19 protein-coding genes are annotated in these 16,600 nt (G+C 63.3%); 5 read left to right on the top strand and 14 right to left on the bottom strand.

Annotation, left to right across the window (positions count from 1 at the left end; translation table 11 throughout):
- Nucleotide 1 precedes the first annotated feature (1 nt).
- Nucleotides 2-226 (top strand): DUF2274 domain-containing protein, encoded by a 225-nt coding sequence (locus ACWH43_RS09405; RefSeq protein WP_260347800.1) that lies wholly within the window; start codon nucleotides 2-4, stop codon nucleotides 224-226.
- 59 nt (nucleotides 227-285) lie between these two features.
- Here ACWH43_RS09405 and ACWH43_RS09400 read toward each other — a convergent pair whose 3' ends face one another.
- Genes ACWH43_RS09400 through ACWH43_RS09390 form a run of 3 tightly spaced genes read right to left on the bottom strand, consistent with a single transcriptional unit; the run spans nucleotide 286 to nucleotide 1,729 of the window.
- Entirely contained in the window at nucleotides 286-849 is a 564-nt protein-coding gene (locus tag ACWH43_RS09400; RefSeq protein WP_448153445.1) for a DUF488 domain-containing protein, read from the bottom strand.
- On the bottom strand, nucleotides 849-1,058 hold the full coding sequence (locus ACWH43_RS09395) for a hypervirulence associated TUDOR domain-containing protein (RefSeq protein ID WP_260347798.1): 210 nt from the start codon (nucleotides 1,056-1,058) through the stop codon (nucleotides 849-851). The genes ACWH43_RS09400 and ACWH43_RS09395 overlap by 1 nt, the downstream gene beginning before the upstream one ends.
- A gap of 29 nt (nucleotides 1,059-1,087) precedes the next feature.
- Nucleotides 1,088-1,729: a TetR/AcrR family transcriptional regulator gene (locus ACWH43_RS09390; protein ID WP_260347797.1), complete on the bottom strand. Its 642-nt coding sequence runs from the start codon at nucleotides 1,727-1,729 to the stop codon at nucleotides 1,088-1,090.
- Between the two features lie 284 nt (nucleotides 1,730-2,013).
- On the opposite strand from ACWH43_RS09390, the gene ACWH43_RS09385 reads away from it, so the two are divergent.
- On the top strand, nucleotides 2,014-2,997 hold the full coding sequence (locus ACWH43_RS09385; RefSeq protein WP_260347796.1) for a LysR family transcriptional regulator: 984 nt from the start codon (nucleotides 2,014-2,016) through the stop codon (nucleotides 2,995-2,997).
- Between the two features lie 366 nt (nucleotides 2,998-3,363).
- On the opposite strand, the gene ACWH43_RS09380 is transcribed toward ACWH43_RS09385, so the two are convergent.
- From ACWH43_RS09380 to ACWH43_RS09350, 7 genes are all read right to left on the bottom strand, one after another.
- A complete protein-coding gene (locus ACWH43_RS09380; RefSeq protein WP_260347795.1) occupies nucleotides 3,364-3,579 on the bottom strand; it encodes a hypothetical protein in 216 nt (71 codons plus the stop codon).
- 108 nt (nucleotides 3,580-3,687) lie between these two features.
- Nucleotides 3,688-4,665: an FAD:protein FMN transferase gene (locus ACWH43_RS09375; RefSeq protein WP_260347794.1), complete on the bottom strand. Its 978-nt coding sequence runs from the start codon at nucleotides 4,663-4,665 to the stop codon at nucleotides 3,688-3,690.
- Nucleotides 4,646-6,853, bottom strand: a complete 2,208-nt coding sequence (locus tag ACWH43_RS09370; RefSeq protein ID WP_260347793.1) for a PepSY domain-containing protein — start codon at nucleotides 6,851-6,853, stop codon at nucleotides 4,646-4,648. The genes ACWH43_RS09375 and ACWH43_RS09370 overlap by 20 nt, the downstream gene beginning before the upstream one ends.
- Before the next feature lie 12 nt (nucleotides 6,854-6,865).
- Complete coding sequence (locus ACWH43_RS09365) at nucleotides 6,866-7,336, bottom strand: DUF2271 domain-containing protein (RefSeq protein WP_260347873.1); 471 nt, start codon at nucleotides 7,334-7,336, stop codon at nucleotides 6,866-6,868.
- A gap of 263 nt (nucleotides 7,337-7,599) precedes the next feature.
- Nucleotides 7,600-7,827, bottom strand: coding sequence for a DUF6920 family protein (locus tag ACWH43_RS09360; protein ID WP_375796985.1), 228 nt, complete (start codon nucleotides 7,825-7,827; stop codon nucleotides 7,600-7,602).
- A 105-nt stretch (nucleotides 7,828-7,932) separates the two neighbouring features.
- Nucleotides 7,933-8,445, bottom strand: coding sequence for a cytochrome b (locus ACWH43_RS09355; protein ID WP_260347792.1), 513 nt, complete (start codon nucleotides 8,443-8,445; stop codon nucleotides 7,933-7,935).
- Between the two features lie 43 nt (nucleotides 8,446-8,488).
- Nucleotides 8,489-8,884 (bottom strand): PepSY domain-containing protein, encoded by a 396-nt coding sequence (locus ACWH43_RS09350; RefSeq protein ID WP_260347791.1) that lies wholly within the window; start codon nucleotides 8,882-8,884, stop codon nucleotides 8,489-8,491.
- A gap of 142 nt (nucleotides 8,885-9,026) precedes the next feature.
- On the opposite strand from ACWH43_RS09350, the gene ACWH43_RS09345 reads away from it, so the two are divergent.
- Both ACWH43_RS09345 and ACWH43_RS09340 read left to right on the top strand, forming a co-directional pair.
- On the top strand, nucleotides 9,027-9,686 hold the full coding sequence (locus ACWH43_RS09345; RefSeq protein WP_260347790.1) for a response regulator transcription factor: 660 nt from the start codon (nucleotides 9,027-9,029) through the stop codon (nucleotides 9,684-9,686).
- The gene (locus ACWH43_RS09340) at nucleotides 9,683-11,014 is read left to right on the top strand and encodes a sensor histidine kinase (protein ID WP_260347789.1); all 1,332 of its coding nucleotides are present in this window, start codon (nucleotides 9,683-9,685) and stop codon (nucleotides 11,012-11,014) included. Before ACWH43_RS09345 ends, ACWH43_RS09340 begins: the two co-directional genes overlap by 4 nt.
- 106 nt (nucleotides 11,015-11,120) lie before the next feature.
- On the opposite strand, the gene ACWH43_RS09335 is transcribed toward ACWH43_RS09340, so the two are convergent.
- Nucleotides 11,121-11,426 carry a PepSY domain-containing protein gene (locus ACWH43_RS09335; protein WP_311734770.1) on the bottom strand — a complete coding sequence of 102 codons (306 nt, stop codon included), beginning with the start codon at nucleotides 11,424-11,426 and terminating at the stop codon, nucleotides 11,121-11,123.
- A gap of 384 nt (nucleotides 11,427-11,810) precedes the next feature.
- On the opposite strand from ACWH43_RS09335, the gene ACWH43_RS09330 reads away from it, so the two are divergent.
- Nucleotides 11,811-13,070 carry an MgtC/SapB family protein gene (locus ACWH43_RS09330; RefSeq protein WP_260347788.1) on the top strand — a complete coding sequence of 420 codons (1,260 nt, stop codon included), beginning with the start codon at nucleotides 11,811-11,813 and terminating at the stop codon, nucleotides 13,068-13,070.
- Nucleotides 13,071-13,109: 39 nt separating this feature from the next.
- On the opposite strand, the gene ACWH43_RS09325 is transcribed toward ACWH43_RS09330, so the two are convergent.
- The 3 genes from ACWH43_RS09325 to ACWH43_RS09315 form a co-directional block, all read right to left on the bottom strand.
- Nucleotides 13,110-15,089: a heavy metal translocating P-type ATPase gene (locus ACWH43_RS09325; protein ID WP_448153444.1), complete on the bottom strand. Its 1,980-nt coding sequence runs from the start codon at nucleotides 15,087-15,089 to the stop codon at nucleotides 13,110-13,112.
- 2 nt (nucleotides 15,090-15,091) lie between these two features.
- Nucleotides 15,092-15,787, bottom strand: a complete 696-nt coding sequence (locus tag ACWH43_RS09320; protein ID WP_254690912.1) for a VIT1/CCC1 transporter family protein — start codon at nucleotides 15,785-15,787, stop codon at nucleotides 15,092-15,094.
- 418 nt (nucleotides 15,788-16,205) lie between these two features.
- A complete protein-coding gene (locus ACWH43_RS09315) occupies nucleotides 16,206-16,586 on the bottom strand; it encodes a hypothetical protein (RefSeq protein WP_260347786.1) in 381 nt (126 codons plus the stop codon).
- Nucleotides 16,587-16,600 lie beyond the last annotated feature (14 nt).

Raw genomic sequence — 16,600 nt, 5'->3', positions numbered from 1 at the left:
CATGATGAAGCTGAAACTCGGTCCCCTCGCGGACGACAAGCCCGTGAAAGTCGCGGTAGAGCTGCCGGCGTCGCTCCACCGCGACCTGACCGAATATGGCCGTCTTCTGGCCGGGGCCGCCGCTCCGATCGAACCGGCAAAACTCATCGTGCCCATGCTGGAGCGGTTCATTGCGACAGATCGCGGGTTCGCAAAGGCGCGGCGCCCCATGCAGAAGCCCGAGTGAATCCGGCAAGGTAGGCCGCGCCGCACGGCCTGAAGAGGAACCCCAACCACGGCTGACGTTCAACCTGGAGGTGGCTCGTGGTCAGGCCCGGTGGACGCCGGATAGATGACTTTTCCCTGCGCGTCCTTCTGCACGCCCAGCGTCGGCGTGGCGTGCTCGCTATGCCCCGGCGCCATCAGATGATCGACGGCGTGGCCAGTCAGTAGCAGATGGTCGGTGATGATGCGGCGATGGCATCGCCACCAGACCGCTTCGGAACACATCAGGGCCAGGCGGTGATCGCGGCCGAGGCTCACCAGATCATGAAACGCGCCGACGAACGCCTCGCCGAGCGCATAGTCAGCATAGTTGTGGAAGCTTTGCACCCGCCATAGCGCATTGAGGCTTTCGTTCACACCGGTCTGCTTTGGCCGCCTGCCGCCCAGGTCCGGCATATGTCGGTAACCGATCTGTGCCCGCGCCAGGTCTTCCGGCAGACCGTCGATATTGAAGGCAGGATTGCTACGCGACCGGGGAAAGGCGCGCACGTCGATCACCATCTCGACCCGGGCGGCGCCCAGCATGTCGAGAAATTCGCCGAGGCTGCGATTGGAATGGCCGATGGTGACGAATTGCGCGGCCATCAATCGATCTTCGTCAGCGCAGCTTCCTTGTGAGCGGCGACATGGTCCGTCTTGTCACTCTTGATCTCGTACTGCGGATCGTCCTTCGACGCCCGGTGTCGATGGCCCTTGTAGTCGAAATCCGCATGATGAACCCGGATGATCTTGCCTGTCACATGACCGGCTTCGGAGTTCCAGCTCACATGGTCGCCAATGGAATATTTGGTCATGGTCGCAGCCTCTCTTCGCAGCCGGCGGATCAGTCGCGCAGCAGTTGTTGGCTTCGGTCGCCCGGCACCGTTGCAGCAATCATCTCCATGAGTGTGTCGATGACCTCGCGTGTCGCATCCCATTTCGCGGCTTCGTCCAACGCCCGATTCTGGAAACCGAGGCACACCGCGCCATGCACCGCCGACCAGAACATGAAGGCATATCGATTGAGGTCCATTCCCGGCAAAAACCCCTGGGCCTGGCAGCCGCGAAGACCCGTGAGCAACAGCTCGAATATTCGGCGGCCAGGATCGCCTGACAGGGGATCATCACCAATCCCGAGGCTGGGCGGAGGTGCGAACATCAGCCGGTACAGGGTCGGATTGTCGAGTGCGAAGCGGGCATAGGCGTAGCTCCCTTCACGCAGGTAGCCAAAGGGGTCTGCGTGCATCCGCTCCGAGAGCGTCAGTTTCTCATTATATAGCCGGTTGAAGCCCTCTTCCCGCACCGCCCGCAACAGAGCGCCCTTGTTGCGAAAATAGCCGTAAAGCGCAGGCGGCGTGCAGCCGACCGCCTGTGCCACCGCCACCAACGGAACATCGAAATCGTCACGCGCCGCCAGCAGGCGAACCATTTCCGCGACCGCTCGCGGCGCGATGTCGAGTGTGTCTTCTTTTCTTGGACGCGCCATCAGCCCCGAAACCCACTTTTTACGCCCGATCTTCCGCTAGGCTTCGACCCTCAGCGGCCGTTGCATCAATCACAGCACACCGGAGCGCCATGTATACCATACGTTAACTTAACGTCGTTCATTTATCATTGACGCCGTGCGGTGTGCGACTCATCATGCCGCATACTGAATGTCGTTAAGTTCTTTGAGGGCGGCATGATGCAACGACACGATCATAACGACAACGCCATCTGCGCTTTCGCGAACGCGGTAGCCAACAGCCTTGAAACGGGCTGGAGACCCTGATGGCGAGCGCCGATCACGACGGCAGAAGCTTTTCTGACGGCGCCAAGATCGGCTCCCTTTCCGATCTTGCGTTCGGGGCTGAGCGACATAGCCGGATCAAACTGCACCATCTGCGTTATTTCGTGACCGCTGCCGAATATGGAAGCTTTCGACAGGCAGGTCGCGCCCTCGGCATCCAGGAATCGACGATCAGTCGCCGTATCCGTGACCTCGAGGATCAGCTCGGCGCATCGCTCTTTCATCGCCACGCCAGCGGCGTCAGCCTTACGGTTGCCGGGCAGAAATATTTGCCAGGGGCTCGGACCGCCCTCCGACATATTCATGCTAGCGCGGTCGATGTCGCAGCCGTAGGCCGAACCGAAGAAGGGCACATCAAGATCGGCGTCCTCTCATCCATCGCTTCCGGCTTCCTGTTCGATCTGCTGCGCACCTTCGGTAAGCGATACAAACGTGTTCATGTCGATCTCATCGACGGCAATCAGCCCGAACATATCGCCGCGGTGCGGCAACTCCAATTGGACGTGGCGTTTGTAACAGGCTCCTCACTGCGGGACGGTTGCGAAGTCGAGCAGCTCTGGTCTGAAGAGGTGTTCGCCGTCCTCCCGTCAGATCACCCGCTTGCAGATCAAACAGAACTTGCATGGCGCGATCTGGCGGGCGAGCGCTTTATCGTCAGCGAAGCGCCGCCCGGCCAGGAGATCCACGACTATCTGGTCGGGCGCCTCGGGGACCTCGGTCATCATCCCGATATCCATTGCCAATATGTCGGCCGGGACAATATGCTCTCCTTGGTCGCTGTCGGCCGCGGTCTCACGCTCACCAGCGAAGCCATGACCGTCGCGCAGTTTCCAGGGATCGCCTACCGGCGCATGGCCGGTGAAATACTGCCGTTCAGCGCCGTGTGGTCGGCGCGCAACGATAATCCTGCATGCCGCCGGCTGCTGAGCCTCGCCCGCTCCATCGCGCGATCGGCAAGACGGTAAGAACCGCTCACGTTGTGCGCCACCGAAACCGAAAAGAATGAGACGCCGGCGTGCGATCGCGCGGATCACCGGCCGCAACATCTGAACCAGACGTCGCGGTCGGCGGCGTTTTCGACCAACGTCCGAACCTTGGAACGTTCAAGGCCCTCCGGCACTTCTGTATCAATCTCGAGCCGGATCTTCACCCGACTGCCCGGAAGCGCCGTGAGTTGCTCGATGATCGCCTCGACAATCTGATGAATGTCCCGCGCAGGCCGCTCCGGTGAGACTATCACGGCGCTGGTGAAGCGCGTCGGCTTCCTCTCTGTCGGCGGTGTCGCCGACCCACCACCCGCATCGAGCCCGCTGGGCGTCGGTGTGCCGCCATCAGGGCTTCCAGGTGCGCGCCCAAGGGCCAGGTTGCACCGGTGCGGGACAGTGCGCTTCGACCCCATTCGGTTTGATGGTGCTGTCGCTGTCGATGACCAGGGACGTGTTACTCGCACGTTCGATCGCAAGCCCCAGGTAGATGCCCGTCTTCTCACCCCACCGCTCGGCATAGGCGAAAGGACCGAGCAGCATGCCGCTGATCGTCGCCTGCACGCCTTCACCAGTACGTCCTACTCTTTCAGGTGCGGCAGGTAGATGTAGCGATTGAGATATTCCCGCAGATTCTTGAGCGACAACCGTGGCTTGAGCTGCACGCCGGTGCTAGTGAGCGTCACCATGATCATGGGAAGGGTCGAATATCAATCCAACCGTTTTGGACTGAAGTGTGCTTTCGGCACCACGCGATAAAAATAGTGCATTCAGACGCTCGCGCTCGGCAAGCTGCGTTCCAGCTTTCGGGCCGAGGACCATCAGAGCCGTAGCCCAAGCATCGGCTTCTGCGCAGGTTCGCGCGATGACGGTGACGGAGGCCGGCGGTTCAGGCAGGGGCGCTCCGCGGCGCGGGTTCATCGTGTGCGACAATCGTCGGCCTCCGGCCATGAGCCAATGCCGGTAGTCGCCGGAGGTTGCGACTGCTGCGTCCTGTAAGGCAAGGATCGAATGCGGAGCGCGGCGGTCGGGATCGGGCGCCTCGACAGCGATCACCCACGGCTCACCGGCGGGATGCAGGCCGAACGCGCGCATCTCGCCATCAATCCCGACCAGACCTGAAGCGATGCCGAAGCCGTGCAGCACCTCGGCCAGCCTGTCCACGCCGTACCCCTTGGCGATACCATTGAGGTCGAGGTCCACAGGCGCCAATCTTCGCGCCCTTCCACCGTCGACATCCAGCTCCACGATCTCATGGGCGGGCGGATGCGGCATTTCGAGCGCCTTTCGAATTCGGGCCTCGTCGACCGCTTCCGGACCGAATCCCCATGCACGCACAGCCGCACCGACGCCGACATCAAACGCACCGCCCGAGGCGCGGCCGATATCGAAGGCGAGCCGCAGCACTTCCACCAGGCAGGGCGGAACGCTTATCCACGCACCGGGACGGCCAGCATTCAAGCGCATGAGATCGCTGTTCGGATTCCAGGTCGACATTTGCGTGTCGACTTCATTCACGGCGGCTTGCAACGCCTGCCGGACCGCTTCCGAGTCAAGTCCATCCGGCGCATAGAACGACGCCGACCAGCGTGTACCCATCGTCGGTCCGTTCATTGAGAGCCGGTTCTGTTCAGTAGATGTCTTCAACATAGCGTCCCTGCGCCTTCAGCAAGCTCGGCGTCAGCCCCATCGGGGCAAGAATGTCGCCGAGCGCTGTGGAAACACCAGTCGCCATATCCCGGCCGCCGCAGACCATGATCCGAGCGCCTTCGCGCACGAGACGCACGATCTCTGTCGCCTCATGGCGCAGACCATCCTGGACGTAACGAGGGTTTCGCCCGCGCGAGCAGGCCGGCACGACTAGCCGGAGGCGCCCTTCTGCCTGCCAGTTCGCAAAATCCTCGCGATAGAGAAAATCGCTGTCGGGATGGCGCATGCCGAAAAATAGATAAACCGGCCGGCATCGCGTATTGGCGCGCACGAAGCCCGCAAGAGGACCGATCCCCGTTCCGGCTCCGATCAGGATCAGCGGCCTGCGCGTGGTTCCGGCATGGAAGCCGGGATTGCGCCGAACGAAGCCCCTGATCCGATCGCCGGGCCTCAGTTCGTAGAGTTGACCCGAGCACAAGCCGGCCGGATGCTTCTTCACGACGATCTCGACGAAGCCGTCGCGGCGGCCCGAAGCCAGCGAATAGAACCTGGGAACGGCCGAACCTTCGGGCAGGATGCCAAGCAGATCGCCGGCGGCAAAATTGCCGGGCGCGCGGGCGACAAGCCGCCGCCAGAGCGCAGCCTGTGGCAAGGCAAATCGCAGGATGACCGTGGGAGCTTGCACCTTGGCGCCATAGTCGCGGCGCGAGACGAGCGTCAGATCGATGGAGGCGGGTTGTACCGGCTGATGGACGAGATCGAGGTCGAGACCTGTCGCCGCGCCCAATGAGCGGCCCCAACGGGCGAAATCCTGTGGTGACTGCCGGTCCACCGTGTCGAAGGGGATGAGCGTCTCCCAGCCTTTACGCTCCGCGGTTTCGGTAACGGCTCGCGCATAGGCGCAATAGCCGGGAAAGCTGCGGTCGCCGAAGCCAAGCACAGCCATGGGGATCGCCGGAGCGGCGGCAAGAGCGTTCATGCGTTCGAGGAACCCTTTAGCAGAGGCAGGCGTGTCACCATCGCCATAGGTGGCAGCAAGGATAAGGATACGCCTGGCCCGCCCGTAGCGCGCGGGATCGAAGGCGGACATCGGGGCAGCGTGGACAGTCTGGCCTGCCCTGGAGAGCACCGCATGAAGCGTTGCCGCAAATCCCCAAGTGGTGCCGCTCTCGCTGCCGACCAGCAGGATCGTCTCGGCACGGCTGGCAGGAACATTGCCGCGAATGCAAGAGCGCCCGCGCCACCCGGCAAGCCACAGGATGAAGCCCGTCGCAGCCATGACCGGAACGCCGAGCGCCATCAGTCCGAGAACCAGCCCCAATGTGGCCGCTCCTTGTCCGGTGTGCAGCATGTAGATCGTTTCTGAGACTCGCTGCCATCCGGTAAGACCGGTCCAGGCCAGGAGCTTGCCATCGCCCTGATCGATGTAGCCGGTTCCTTGGTCGGTTTTCAGCGTAAAGACATCGCTCGCATCATCTGGCGTGGGAAACGACAAGCTGCGCAGTTCGGCGATGGGTATGGCCCGAAGGGCGGCCATGTCTGCGACAGTCATGCCCGTTCGACCGCTCGCATCCGTCTGCGCAATCGGGGATGCAGCTTCATCCGGCAAAAGATCGAAGGTCGAGGCCGTCATCCACAGGGCTGTGGCTGAGGACAGCAACAATCCAGCGACCGCCAGCCGTGCGATCTCGACATGCAGCCTTCCGGAAAGCGGGCCGCGCATCGGCGAGAACCAAAGCTGCCAGCCTCCGGCCCGGCGCGCGACAAGCACCACTCCGGAAATCGCCAGCACCATCATTGCGGCCGCGCCTGCGGCTGTCACTATGCGGCCGCCATCTCCAAGAAACAGCGACCGATGCAGGTTCGTCAGCCAACGTTCGACCGGTTTCGGATCGGCAGATGCGATGCTTTGCCCTGTCACCGGATCGATCATCGCCGCCTGTGCGGCGCCGTTCTCGAACCAATAGGCAATGATCCGGCCCGACGGCGCTCGCCGTATCTGTTCCAGTTCGGGATGGGCGGCCTGGATGCGCCCCGCCACATCGGCGACGGACACCGCCGCCGTGGCCTGCGGCGAAGACAGGCGCTCGACGGCCGGGAAAATCGAAAGCGCCGCACCGCTAAGGCTGAGCACCAGAAGCAGGAGCCCGGCGATGAGCCCCGGCCAGCGGTGAATGAGACGAGACATACCGTTCACCGCCTAGCGGGAATAGGCGAGCGAGGCGACATAGAGCCGGCCACGCGCGGGCGTCCCTGCGCCGTCACTCGTCAGCGGGATCGCTACGTCGTTCGGGCTGTCGCGCATGTCTTCCACGGCGGCATCGACATGCAGCGTATAGCCCGCGTCGAATAGCGCATCGGCCAAGTCGAGCGAGATTTCCAGCGTGCGCCCAGCACCAACGCTGGCGCCGGTGATGCCATCAATCCCGGAGGGATTACCGCCCGTCGCACGATACCAAGCCGACAGGTGCCCGTAATATTTCGACTTGCCCCCGGCGACCCAGACCGTACCTGCGTACTTCCCCTGTGGATCGATGACATAGAAGGCGAGATAGGCCCCGTCTCCGCCATACCGGTTCAATGTGGTCGTCACCGTGATGGGACGGGCCATCGCGAGGCCAGGAAGGGTCAGCGCCGTCGTCAGCGCCAGTGCCGCAAAAATGGATTTCATGCCGATCTGCCTTTTCCAGAGAAGCGGATCGCGGATAACCAATTGGTTCGAGATCCGACGCCCCACTCTGGCAAGGCCACCTGAGCATCACCTGACAGCAAAAATATTTTTGCTTCAGTGTTTCGTCAGGAAGCGATGAAATACCAAACGCCTAGAAAGAACAAAACCGCAGATCGGTGGTCAGGTCAGCGGTCGTGTTCCTAGCGAACGCCATGCTCGGTGTTTGTCGCGGACGCGAAATCTGAAGTTGCGCTGGTATTGGTCTAGTCGTGGGCAAGCGGAATAAGGCCAAGTGCCGTTTCCTCAAGTGCCGGAGTTCCATCCGAGAAGGCGTCCGTAATCCTGATCAAGCCAAAGGGGACGGTCCTGGCTTGCCAGTGGAATTCGCATTGGCTTAGCCGGATTGTTTGCCTGGCGGAGAACGGCCGGAATGCCTGATGGGCTCCGAACCGCATCGAGCCCGTTTGCGTCAGCCGAACCGTTTCGTCCACAAACTCTTCTCGAGCGCCCAGGCGCTTGGCAATATCCCCGACACCGTAGGCAATGGCGGCGGGGACCCTGGCAGCTTGTTTATCGCAGGCTTCAATCGGAAACACTCAACGCAGGGACATGCGCCGCAGCGTGCCATCGCGCAGGACGAACTGGTGCCAGATGGCCATCAGGGCGTGCAGTCCGGCGAGGATGAGGATGATGGTTCCGGCATTCTCATGCAATTCGGCGATCAGGCCGGGTCGCCCCTGAACGGGCTCGGTGAGCGCAGGAAGCTGCAAGCCGAAGAACGATACTGAGACACCCATGCGTGAAGCCGTGTACCAGCCAGTGATCGGCAGCGCGATCAAGAACAGGTAGAGCACCGCGTGCCCGGCCTTCGCGGCAGCCGCGAGCCAACCTTGCGTATCGGCTTCGGGCGTGCGGCCGGCCACCCGCAGAACTAGCCGGGGCAACATCAGGGCGAGCACCGCAAGCCCGAGCGAAAAGTGCAGCAGGGGCGGGTTCTCGGCGACCTTGCGACCGCCCTCGGCCGTGAACCAGGCGCCGAGCACCAGAAGGGCGGTTAGCCAGTGGATAACGATCATGCTCGCCGAATAGCGATGCGACTTGTCGGGCATATTGAGGTCTCCTTGAGATGCGCCGGAGCGAAAGTGCGGCGGCTTATTTCACGACAGCCTTTGGCCGCGTATTCGTCCCGAGCAGGCCGTTCGCAGATGCCCCGTCGGCAGCTTCCCGCCCGATGTTCTGCGTCCGTTGGCGTTCGGCTCCGTGATGGTCGTCATCCCGATCCTTGTAGCGGAGCTTAACGATTTCGAGCGTCGCAGGGTCGATCTTGGCTTTGAAGGGGCGACCTCCTTCATCGGTTCCGCGGATTTCGTAGCAGCCGTCGTCGATCTTGATCCGGGTGACGGTCCAGCCCCGCCCAGCCGCCATCGTCTGCACCGCCTCGCGCGGCTGCCACTGCTCCATCGGAACATGGCAATCGTCGTCCGCCCTTGCGGTCCCTAACCCGGCGAACGTCAGAACGAGGATTGCCGCCGCCATCTGCTTCATCATCTGATTGTTCCCGATCAACGCGATATAGTCACAACCATGGCAGGTTATCCTGACGAATCGCTGAAGCAGCGACTGATACCCCTTCAGCAAACCGACAGGTTCAAACCGTAGAAAAGCAGCAGAAGGGGGAACCGATCCCAGGATGAGAGTCTTGCTCGTTGAAGACGATGCGATCCTCGGCAAGGCCGTTCGCGATCACATCGCCGCCAGCCATTCCGTCGATTGGGTGAACCGGCTCGACGCCGCGCGCGAGCATCTCGATAGCGCGGCCTACGACCTCATCCTGCTGGACCTGATGCTTCCCGACGGGCTGGGTGTCGGCTTCCTGCGAAAACTGCGTGCCGCAGGAAGTGTGACGCCGGTCATCATCCTGACGGCGCTGGACCAGATTTCCGACCGCATCGAGGGCCTCGACGCCGGCGCGGACGACTACATGATCAAGCCCTTCGATCTTTCGGAGCTGTCGTCGCGTTTGAACGCGGTCGCGCGGCGCTACAGCGGCAATCCCAATCCCCTCATCGAGATCGGCGACCTGTGCGTCGATCTTGCCGCCAAAACCGTGAAGCGCGGCGGACGCTCCGTCGAACTGACCGGACGGGAATGGGCGCTGTTCGAGACCTTCCTGCAACGGCCGGGCGTCGCGCTGACCAAGGCCCAGCTCGAGGACCGGCTCTATGCGTTCGGTGCCGAAGTGGAGAGCAACACGATCGAGGTCCATGTCAGTCGGCTGCGCAAAAAGCTGGGGCATGCTGTCATCGATACGGTTCGCGGCATCGGTTATCGTCTCGGAAGCGCGCGATGAAACGCCCGAAAAGCCTGCAATGGCGGCTTTCGCTATGGCTCGGCCTCGGCATGACGGTGCTTTGGGCAGTCGCCGCCGTGGTTACGGTTTACAGGCTGCACAACGAGATGAACGAAGTCTTCGACAGCGCGCTGGAGGAGACTGCGCAACGGATTCTGCCGCTTGCGGCGCTCGAAATCCTCGGGCGCGATACCGACGATTCGGAGCAGCGCGTGGCGACGCTGCGTCAGCATGACGAATACTTCACCTATGTCGTACGTGACGAAGCGGGCAAGGTTCTACTCAGCTCGCACAATGCGGATCTGGCGGTTTTTCCGCCATTCTCGGGAATGGGCTTCACCGATACGCAAACCCATCGGCTCTATTCCGACGCCGCGCTGCAAGGCAGCCTGACGATCACCGTCGCCGAACCGCTTTCGCATCGGCGAATGGCGGCAGAACACGCCTCACTGGATCTCGCCCTGCCACTCGGCATTATCGTTCCCCTCAGCCTCCTCGGTGTCTGGCTCATCGTTCGGCTGTCGATGACTCCCGTCCGAGCTTTCCGATCACAGATCGAGGCGCGCGGCGGCGGCGATCTTGCTCCGGTCAAAGCCGACAACCTGCCTTCCGAGGTGGAACCAGTCGCTCATTCGGTGAACCGGCTTCTTGAACGCCTGAAACGGACATTGCAGGCGGAGCGCACGCTGGCGGCGAAATCCGCCCATGAACTACGAACGCCGGTCGCGGCTGCACTGGCACAAGCGCAAAGGATGATCATCGAGGCTACCGATGACACGACCCGCGAACACGCGCGCGACATGGAAACTGCCCTGCGGCGTCTTTCCCGGCTGACCGAAAAGCTGATGCAGCTTGCAAGGGCCGAGGGCGGCCGCCTGCTGGCGGAGAAGCCTGTCGACATCGCAGTCATCCTGCGCATGGTCGTCAGCGAGTTCGGCGAACACACCCCTGGCGCCGGTCGGGTCGAGCTGATGCTTCCCGACAATCCGGTATCCGCTAATATCGATCCGGACGCCTTCGCCGTTCTGGCGCGCAACCTCATTGAAAACGCCCTGAAGCATGGCGACCCGAAGGAGCCTATCAGCGTCGCGCTATCGGCTGAGGGCACCCTGCAAGTCACGAATGCCGGTCCGGCCGTGCCGGCGGAGACGCTTGCCCGACTGTCCGAGCCTTTCGAGCGGGGCCAGTCAGATGCGGACGGCGCGGGTCTCGGCTTGGCCATCGCCAAAACGATCGCCGCTGGCACGGGCGGCAGGCTTGATCTGATCTCGCCGATAGAGGGGCGGCGGGACGGTTTCGCGGCCGTATTTTTCTCCGGCAAGCAATAGCGCAACCAGCAGCCTGCTCCCGTTAGCCCAGATACGGCGAAGGCACGCACGCCTCGGAATGAATGCCTTTGCCGACCGTCCGGACGCGTCTCGACTACGCGTGGCCCTATTTCTCCTTCCGTGGCGCACCCCCATCGTCACCGAAGCGTTTGACCTTTCCATCAACAACCTCCAGTGTCGCCGGGTCGACTTTGACCTTGAGGATGTTGCCGCTGGCATCGGTCACCCGAAGCTCGTAACAGCCGTCGTCGATCTTCATCCTGTCAATGGTCCATTCGAAGTCGCTTGCAAGCTTCGCCAGCGCTTCGAACGATTGCCTCTTTTCGGGCGATACATCGCACGCCTCGCCAGCAAGGGCGGCGCCAGCCGGCAGCATCACCAGCAATGCAAGCATCGTGAAAGACTTTTTCATGGTTCCAACTCCTCAGTTGCCCTCATCTACGCGTGCAATCATGCAACGCCTTGCTGATGGGCTCCTGAAGAACGATGATAATTCCTGTCAGCTTCCAGTCAGCGAGGCCGCGTGGCAGTCGATACCGACAATGGGCTCAGCCCACCAAGTGACCTGAAGGATGGCTTTGGGGATAATCCTCTGTCGACGGGTAATGCAACACCGGCGATGCGGCGGAAACGCGGGCACCTCGAACCTCGACAAGAACTGGGCCGGCCTTTCGGGCATCATTGTAAATCGCTGTTCGTTGCCCGATAGATACACTGGTTCCTTTCGAAGCGTCATGGGCTCCCGAATGGTACCACCAGATGAAATCGGTCTTTCGCGGGAGTGTGCCAGCAAATCATGGACGGGGACGCCCTTCTCAGCCGCCTGGCGGTTTCGCTATCGATCGGCTTGCTGATCGGTCTCGAGCGCGGCTGGCGCACCAGAAATGAGGAAGACCATCAACGCGCGGCGGGATTGCGCACCTTCGCGCTTTCGGGGCTGATCGGCGGCGTCGCCGGCGCGCTGGCGCAGCAATTCGACTCAGCCGCCATCATCGGCTTGGCTTTCCTGGGGTTCGCAGGGGCTTTCGCCGCGTTTCACTGGCTGGAGGCGCAGGCCGAGCGGAACTACAGCGCGACCTCCGTGATCGCCGGCATGTCGACCTTCCTGCTTGGCGTCCTCGCCGTCGTGGGCGATGTGGCAGCCGCCGTCGCCGGCGCCGTCGCGACGGCCGTGCTGCTGGCGCTGCGCGATCAGTTGCACCGTTGGGTCGCATCGTTGAGCTGGAGCGAAATCCGCTCGGGCTTGACGCTTCTGGCGATGACGTTTCTGCTGTTGCCGGTCCTGCCAAATCGGCCGATCGATCCGTGGAACGCGATCAATCCGTATGAAATCTGGCTGCTTACGATCCTGATCGCGGCCGTGTCCTTTGCCGGATACGTCGCCGTTCGCGTATTCGGGGACCGGCTGGGCGTGCTCACGGCGGCGGTCGCAGGGGGGCTCGCATCTTCAACGGCCACGACCGCGACACTGGCGGCCCTGGCCCGGCGCCGCAGCGAAGCCGCCGCTCTGCTTTCTGGCGGAGTGCTCCTTGCAGGGGTGGTCATGATCGCGCGCGTTGCGATCATCGCGACCGCACTCAGTCCGTCCCTGCTGCCGCACCTCCAATGGCCGCTCCTCATTGGCGGCGGCGTCCTTGTTCTCGGGGCCGGGCTTCTGCTTCTCCAAGACAGCGGCGCCACGGAACAGCCGGAACTGAAGATCACCAATCCGCTCGAACTGGCGCCGGCCATCAAGATGGGCGCGCTCATCACCGCCGTCATGTTGATCTCGCAATTGCTTCAACAATCGTTCGGAAACGCGGGCATCTTCGCGACGGCCGCGATCTCGGGGATGGCAGATGTCGATGCGATCTCGATCTCCATGGCGCGAATGTCGCTACAGACGATCGAGCCGAAGCTTGCGGCCCAGGCCATCCTGATCGCGGTCGGTGTGAATTCGCTCGCCAAGGCCGTCCTGGCCGCATGGCTCGGCGGCTACAGACTCGGGGTTCGCGTGGGAGCCGTCAGCGCGCTCGGGGTTGCCGCGGGCATGGCAGCGTCGCTGAAACTCGCTTGATTTCCCGGGCTGTCGGGCCGCAGTTTCCCATAGGATGCCCTAGACTGCTCTTTCGTCCACCACTTTTGGAACAGACGCCGAAACGTTTCGTTCCTCCGGTGTGCGGCGCGTAGGCGTTGCCTCGTCCGCGTTCCGCCGGATACGGTCCGAGAGCAGGCGCAAGCCGTTCAGGACGACCAGCACGGTCCCGCCTTCATGCCCGACCACCGCCAGCGGCAGCGGCAGATCGAAGAACAGCCCGCCTGTGACGAGCACCAGCATGGCGCCGATCGCGACGGTGAGGTTCTGCCGGATGACAGAGGCGGTGCGCCGCGCCAACCGGTGCGCATCTGCCAGTTTCTTCATGTCTTCCGACAGCAGGGCCACATCGGCCGCCTGAAGGGCGACATCCGAACCGGCCGCACCCATGGCGATGCCGACATTGGCGCGGGCAAGGGCCGCCGCATCGTTCACGCCGTCGCCCACGAAGGCGACCCTGCCGCGTTCCGCCAGCTCACCGATTTGGCGCACCTTGTCCTGCGGCAGCATTTCGGCGTGGATCTCGTCCGGGCCGAGGCCAAGTTCCTCACCGATGCGCAGGGCCACCGGGCGACGGTCGCCGGTCATCATGAAGATGCGGCGCACGCCGCCGGCGCGCAGGGCCGCAAGCGCCGGGGCGGAACTCGCCCTCGCCTCGTCCGCGACGCTGACGGCGCCCAGAATGGTCGATCCTCGCCCGAGATAGACGACGGTTTGCGCGTTCTCCTCCAGCTCGCGGAATTCGGCGCGATCAGTGGACGCATCCATTTCCCTGGCGAGATAAGAGTTTCCAGCCCAGACCGGGCCAGTCTCATCCCGCCCGACGATTCCGGCACTGGGACGGGAACTGACATCCATGACTTGCGCCGGTTCGATCCCGTGTATGACCGCCTCACGGCGGATCGCTGCGGCGATATGATGCTCGGAATGCGCTTCCAGCCCCGCCAGCAGGGACAGGAAGCGCCGATCCTCACCGTCCAGCGTAATGATCCGCGTCACCTGCGCACGGCCGTTGGTCAGCGTGCCTGTCTTGTCGAAGGCGAAGGTATCGACGGCCGCCAGCATTTCGAGCGCGCCGCCGCCCTTGAACAGAACGCCGCCCCGCGCCGCCGCCGAGAGCGCCGACAGGATCGCCGCCGGCACCGATATGACGATCGCACAGGGGCTGGCCGCGACCAGCAGCGTCGCGGCCTTGTAGAGCGCCTGCTCCCAATCGCGGCCGAGCCAGTAAAAGACGGCGAAGGCGAGAACCGCGCCGATGAGGACCGCGACGGTATAACGCTGGCCAAACCAGGCGCTGAACCGTTCGGACGGCGCTTTCGCCTCCTGGGCCTCGGTGACCAGGCGGATCATGCGCGCGATCGTACTGTCGCCGACCGTTCTCGCTATCGTCACTTCCAGGATGCCGTCGAGATTGACGGTGGCTTCGAACACCTGCTGGCCCGGCTCCTTGGAGACGGGCATGGATTCGCCGGTGATGTTGGCCTCGTCGATGCCACCGCGCCCTTGCAGGATGACGCCGTCGGCAGGCACCCGGGCGCCCGGCCGCAGGATCACCACGTCGCCGACGGCAAGCTCCGCGGCGGGAACCTCCGTGACCGCACCGTCGGCGGCGTTCTTGCGGAACGCCGTCTCGGGGCGCAGCGCCATCAGGGCTTCGACCGCGCGGCGCGCGCGCCCGAGCGCCTGGTGTTCGAGCGTCGTCGACACGCTGAACAGCGTCAGCAGCACGGCACCTTCGAACGGCGCGCCGACGATCGCTGCGGCGATCGCGGCGACCACCATCAGGAGGTCGATGTCGAGGATATGCTGCCGCCACAGCGCTGACAGGGCCGTCCACGCGGCGGGAAGCCCGCCGGCGGCATAGACGAGCGCCAGTCCCGGCCACCGCAGGACACCAAGTGCCTCGGCTGGCGGCCAGGTCCCGACCGTCGCCAGGATCATGCCCAGCACTGTCAGGAGCGACATCAGCATCGGGATATCGAACGACAGGCGTCTCATAATCAGACCGCCCGGCCGATAAGGGCGCCGATGGCCGCTGTCGACGCCATGGCCACCGCGCCCCAGAAGACGACCCGAACAGTCGGTTTCCAGATGCCGGCGCCGCCCGCGCTCGCACCAACCGCCCCGAGCGCGGCAAGCCCGACGAGACAGGCGATGGACACTGCCCATACGACCGCTCCCGCCGGCGCGAGCAGCGCCACGACCAGCGGCAGCGCCGCGCCCACGGAAAAGGTCGCCGCGGATGTGAAGGCCGCCTGGACGGGCCGCGCCATCACATGGCTCGACAGTCCGAGTTCGTCGCGCGCATGCGCCTCGAATGCGTCCTTCGCCATCATTTGCTTAGCCACCTCAAGGGCGAGATCCGGCGCGACGCCGCGCTGCTCGTAGATCGCAGCGAGTTCGGCTAGTTCCGCCTCCGGCTGCGTGGCGAGTTCGCGGCGCTCGCGCGCCATGTCGGCTTCTTCCGTGTCGGCCTGTGAGCTGACCGAGACATATTCGCCGGCCGCCATTGACATGGCTCCGGCCACCAGCCCGGCAACGCCCGCCACAAGGACCTCGTGAGGGCCGGCGGTCGCCGCCGCCACGCCGACGATAAGGCTCGACGTCGAGATCAACCCGTCATTGGCCCCAAGCACCGCCGCCCGAAGCCAACCGATACGTTCGATAAGATGATTCTCTTTGTGTAAAGTGCGCATAGAATTTGTTCCAGTGTGCGATCGGTCGGCCCCGAGGCACCGCCCATTCTACGGACGCTCGTGAAAGCGTCGCCGATCGATTGTTCGACGTTCATATTAGAATTATTCTAAATATTTGACATGGGCATTGAGATTGGTCAATAAGTTATAATTATTCTAATCTGGGAGACATCATCCATAGAGCGTGCTGGCGTTCAAAACGCCCGATCGTCATATCGACGGGCGCCAATCCCGGAAGATCTGGCACGCCGAGGCCGTTATAGGGGGGAGCCACCTGCCGGCTGCGGTCACCGCGAGGCCGAGAACAGTGATGACTGAGCGGACCCGCGACGGGTCGATCGGCAAAACGCGTCATTTCAGGTTCCTGGCTGGCACGGTCACGGCCTCGGCCGCCGGCGCTGGCTGGGCAGGGGAATCGTCAGGCGGCTTTTTTGCACCGTAACGCGAGGATTGCGATGGCAATCCAGATGCCGGTGCGCAAGATCATCGCGCCCATGGTGCGTATCTCCCATGCGCCGCCGGAGCCGACATGCCACAGGAAGGCGGCGAAGACGGCCGCCGTCGCCGCGGCGATGCCGAGCGACAGCATCGGCGCCCAGTTCGTGCCGCGCCACAGGCCGATCCCGGTGAGGACATAGGCAAATCCCGCTACGAAGTTGAACCACAGCACGAAGGGCACCACAGCGCCCATGTCGACGCCGCCGAACAGCGCCCTGGCGCCCGAAACGATGGTCAGCAGGCCGAAGATCACCGCGACGGCGGCGGCGATGGTAAGGGCGCGGGATCGTCTTGCGGGCATGGAGCGGCTCCGGG

Source organism: Allobosea minatitlanensis, from assembly GCF_964020775.1.
Note: the sequence above shows the minus strand (reverse complement) of the source record. Positions and strands in the feature narration are given on the sequence as shown.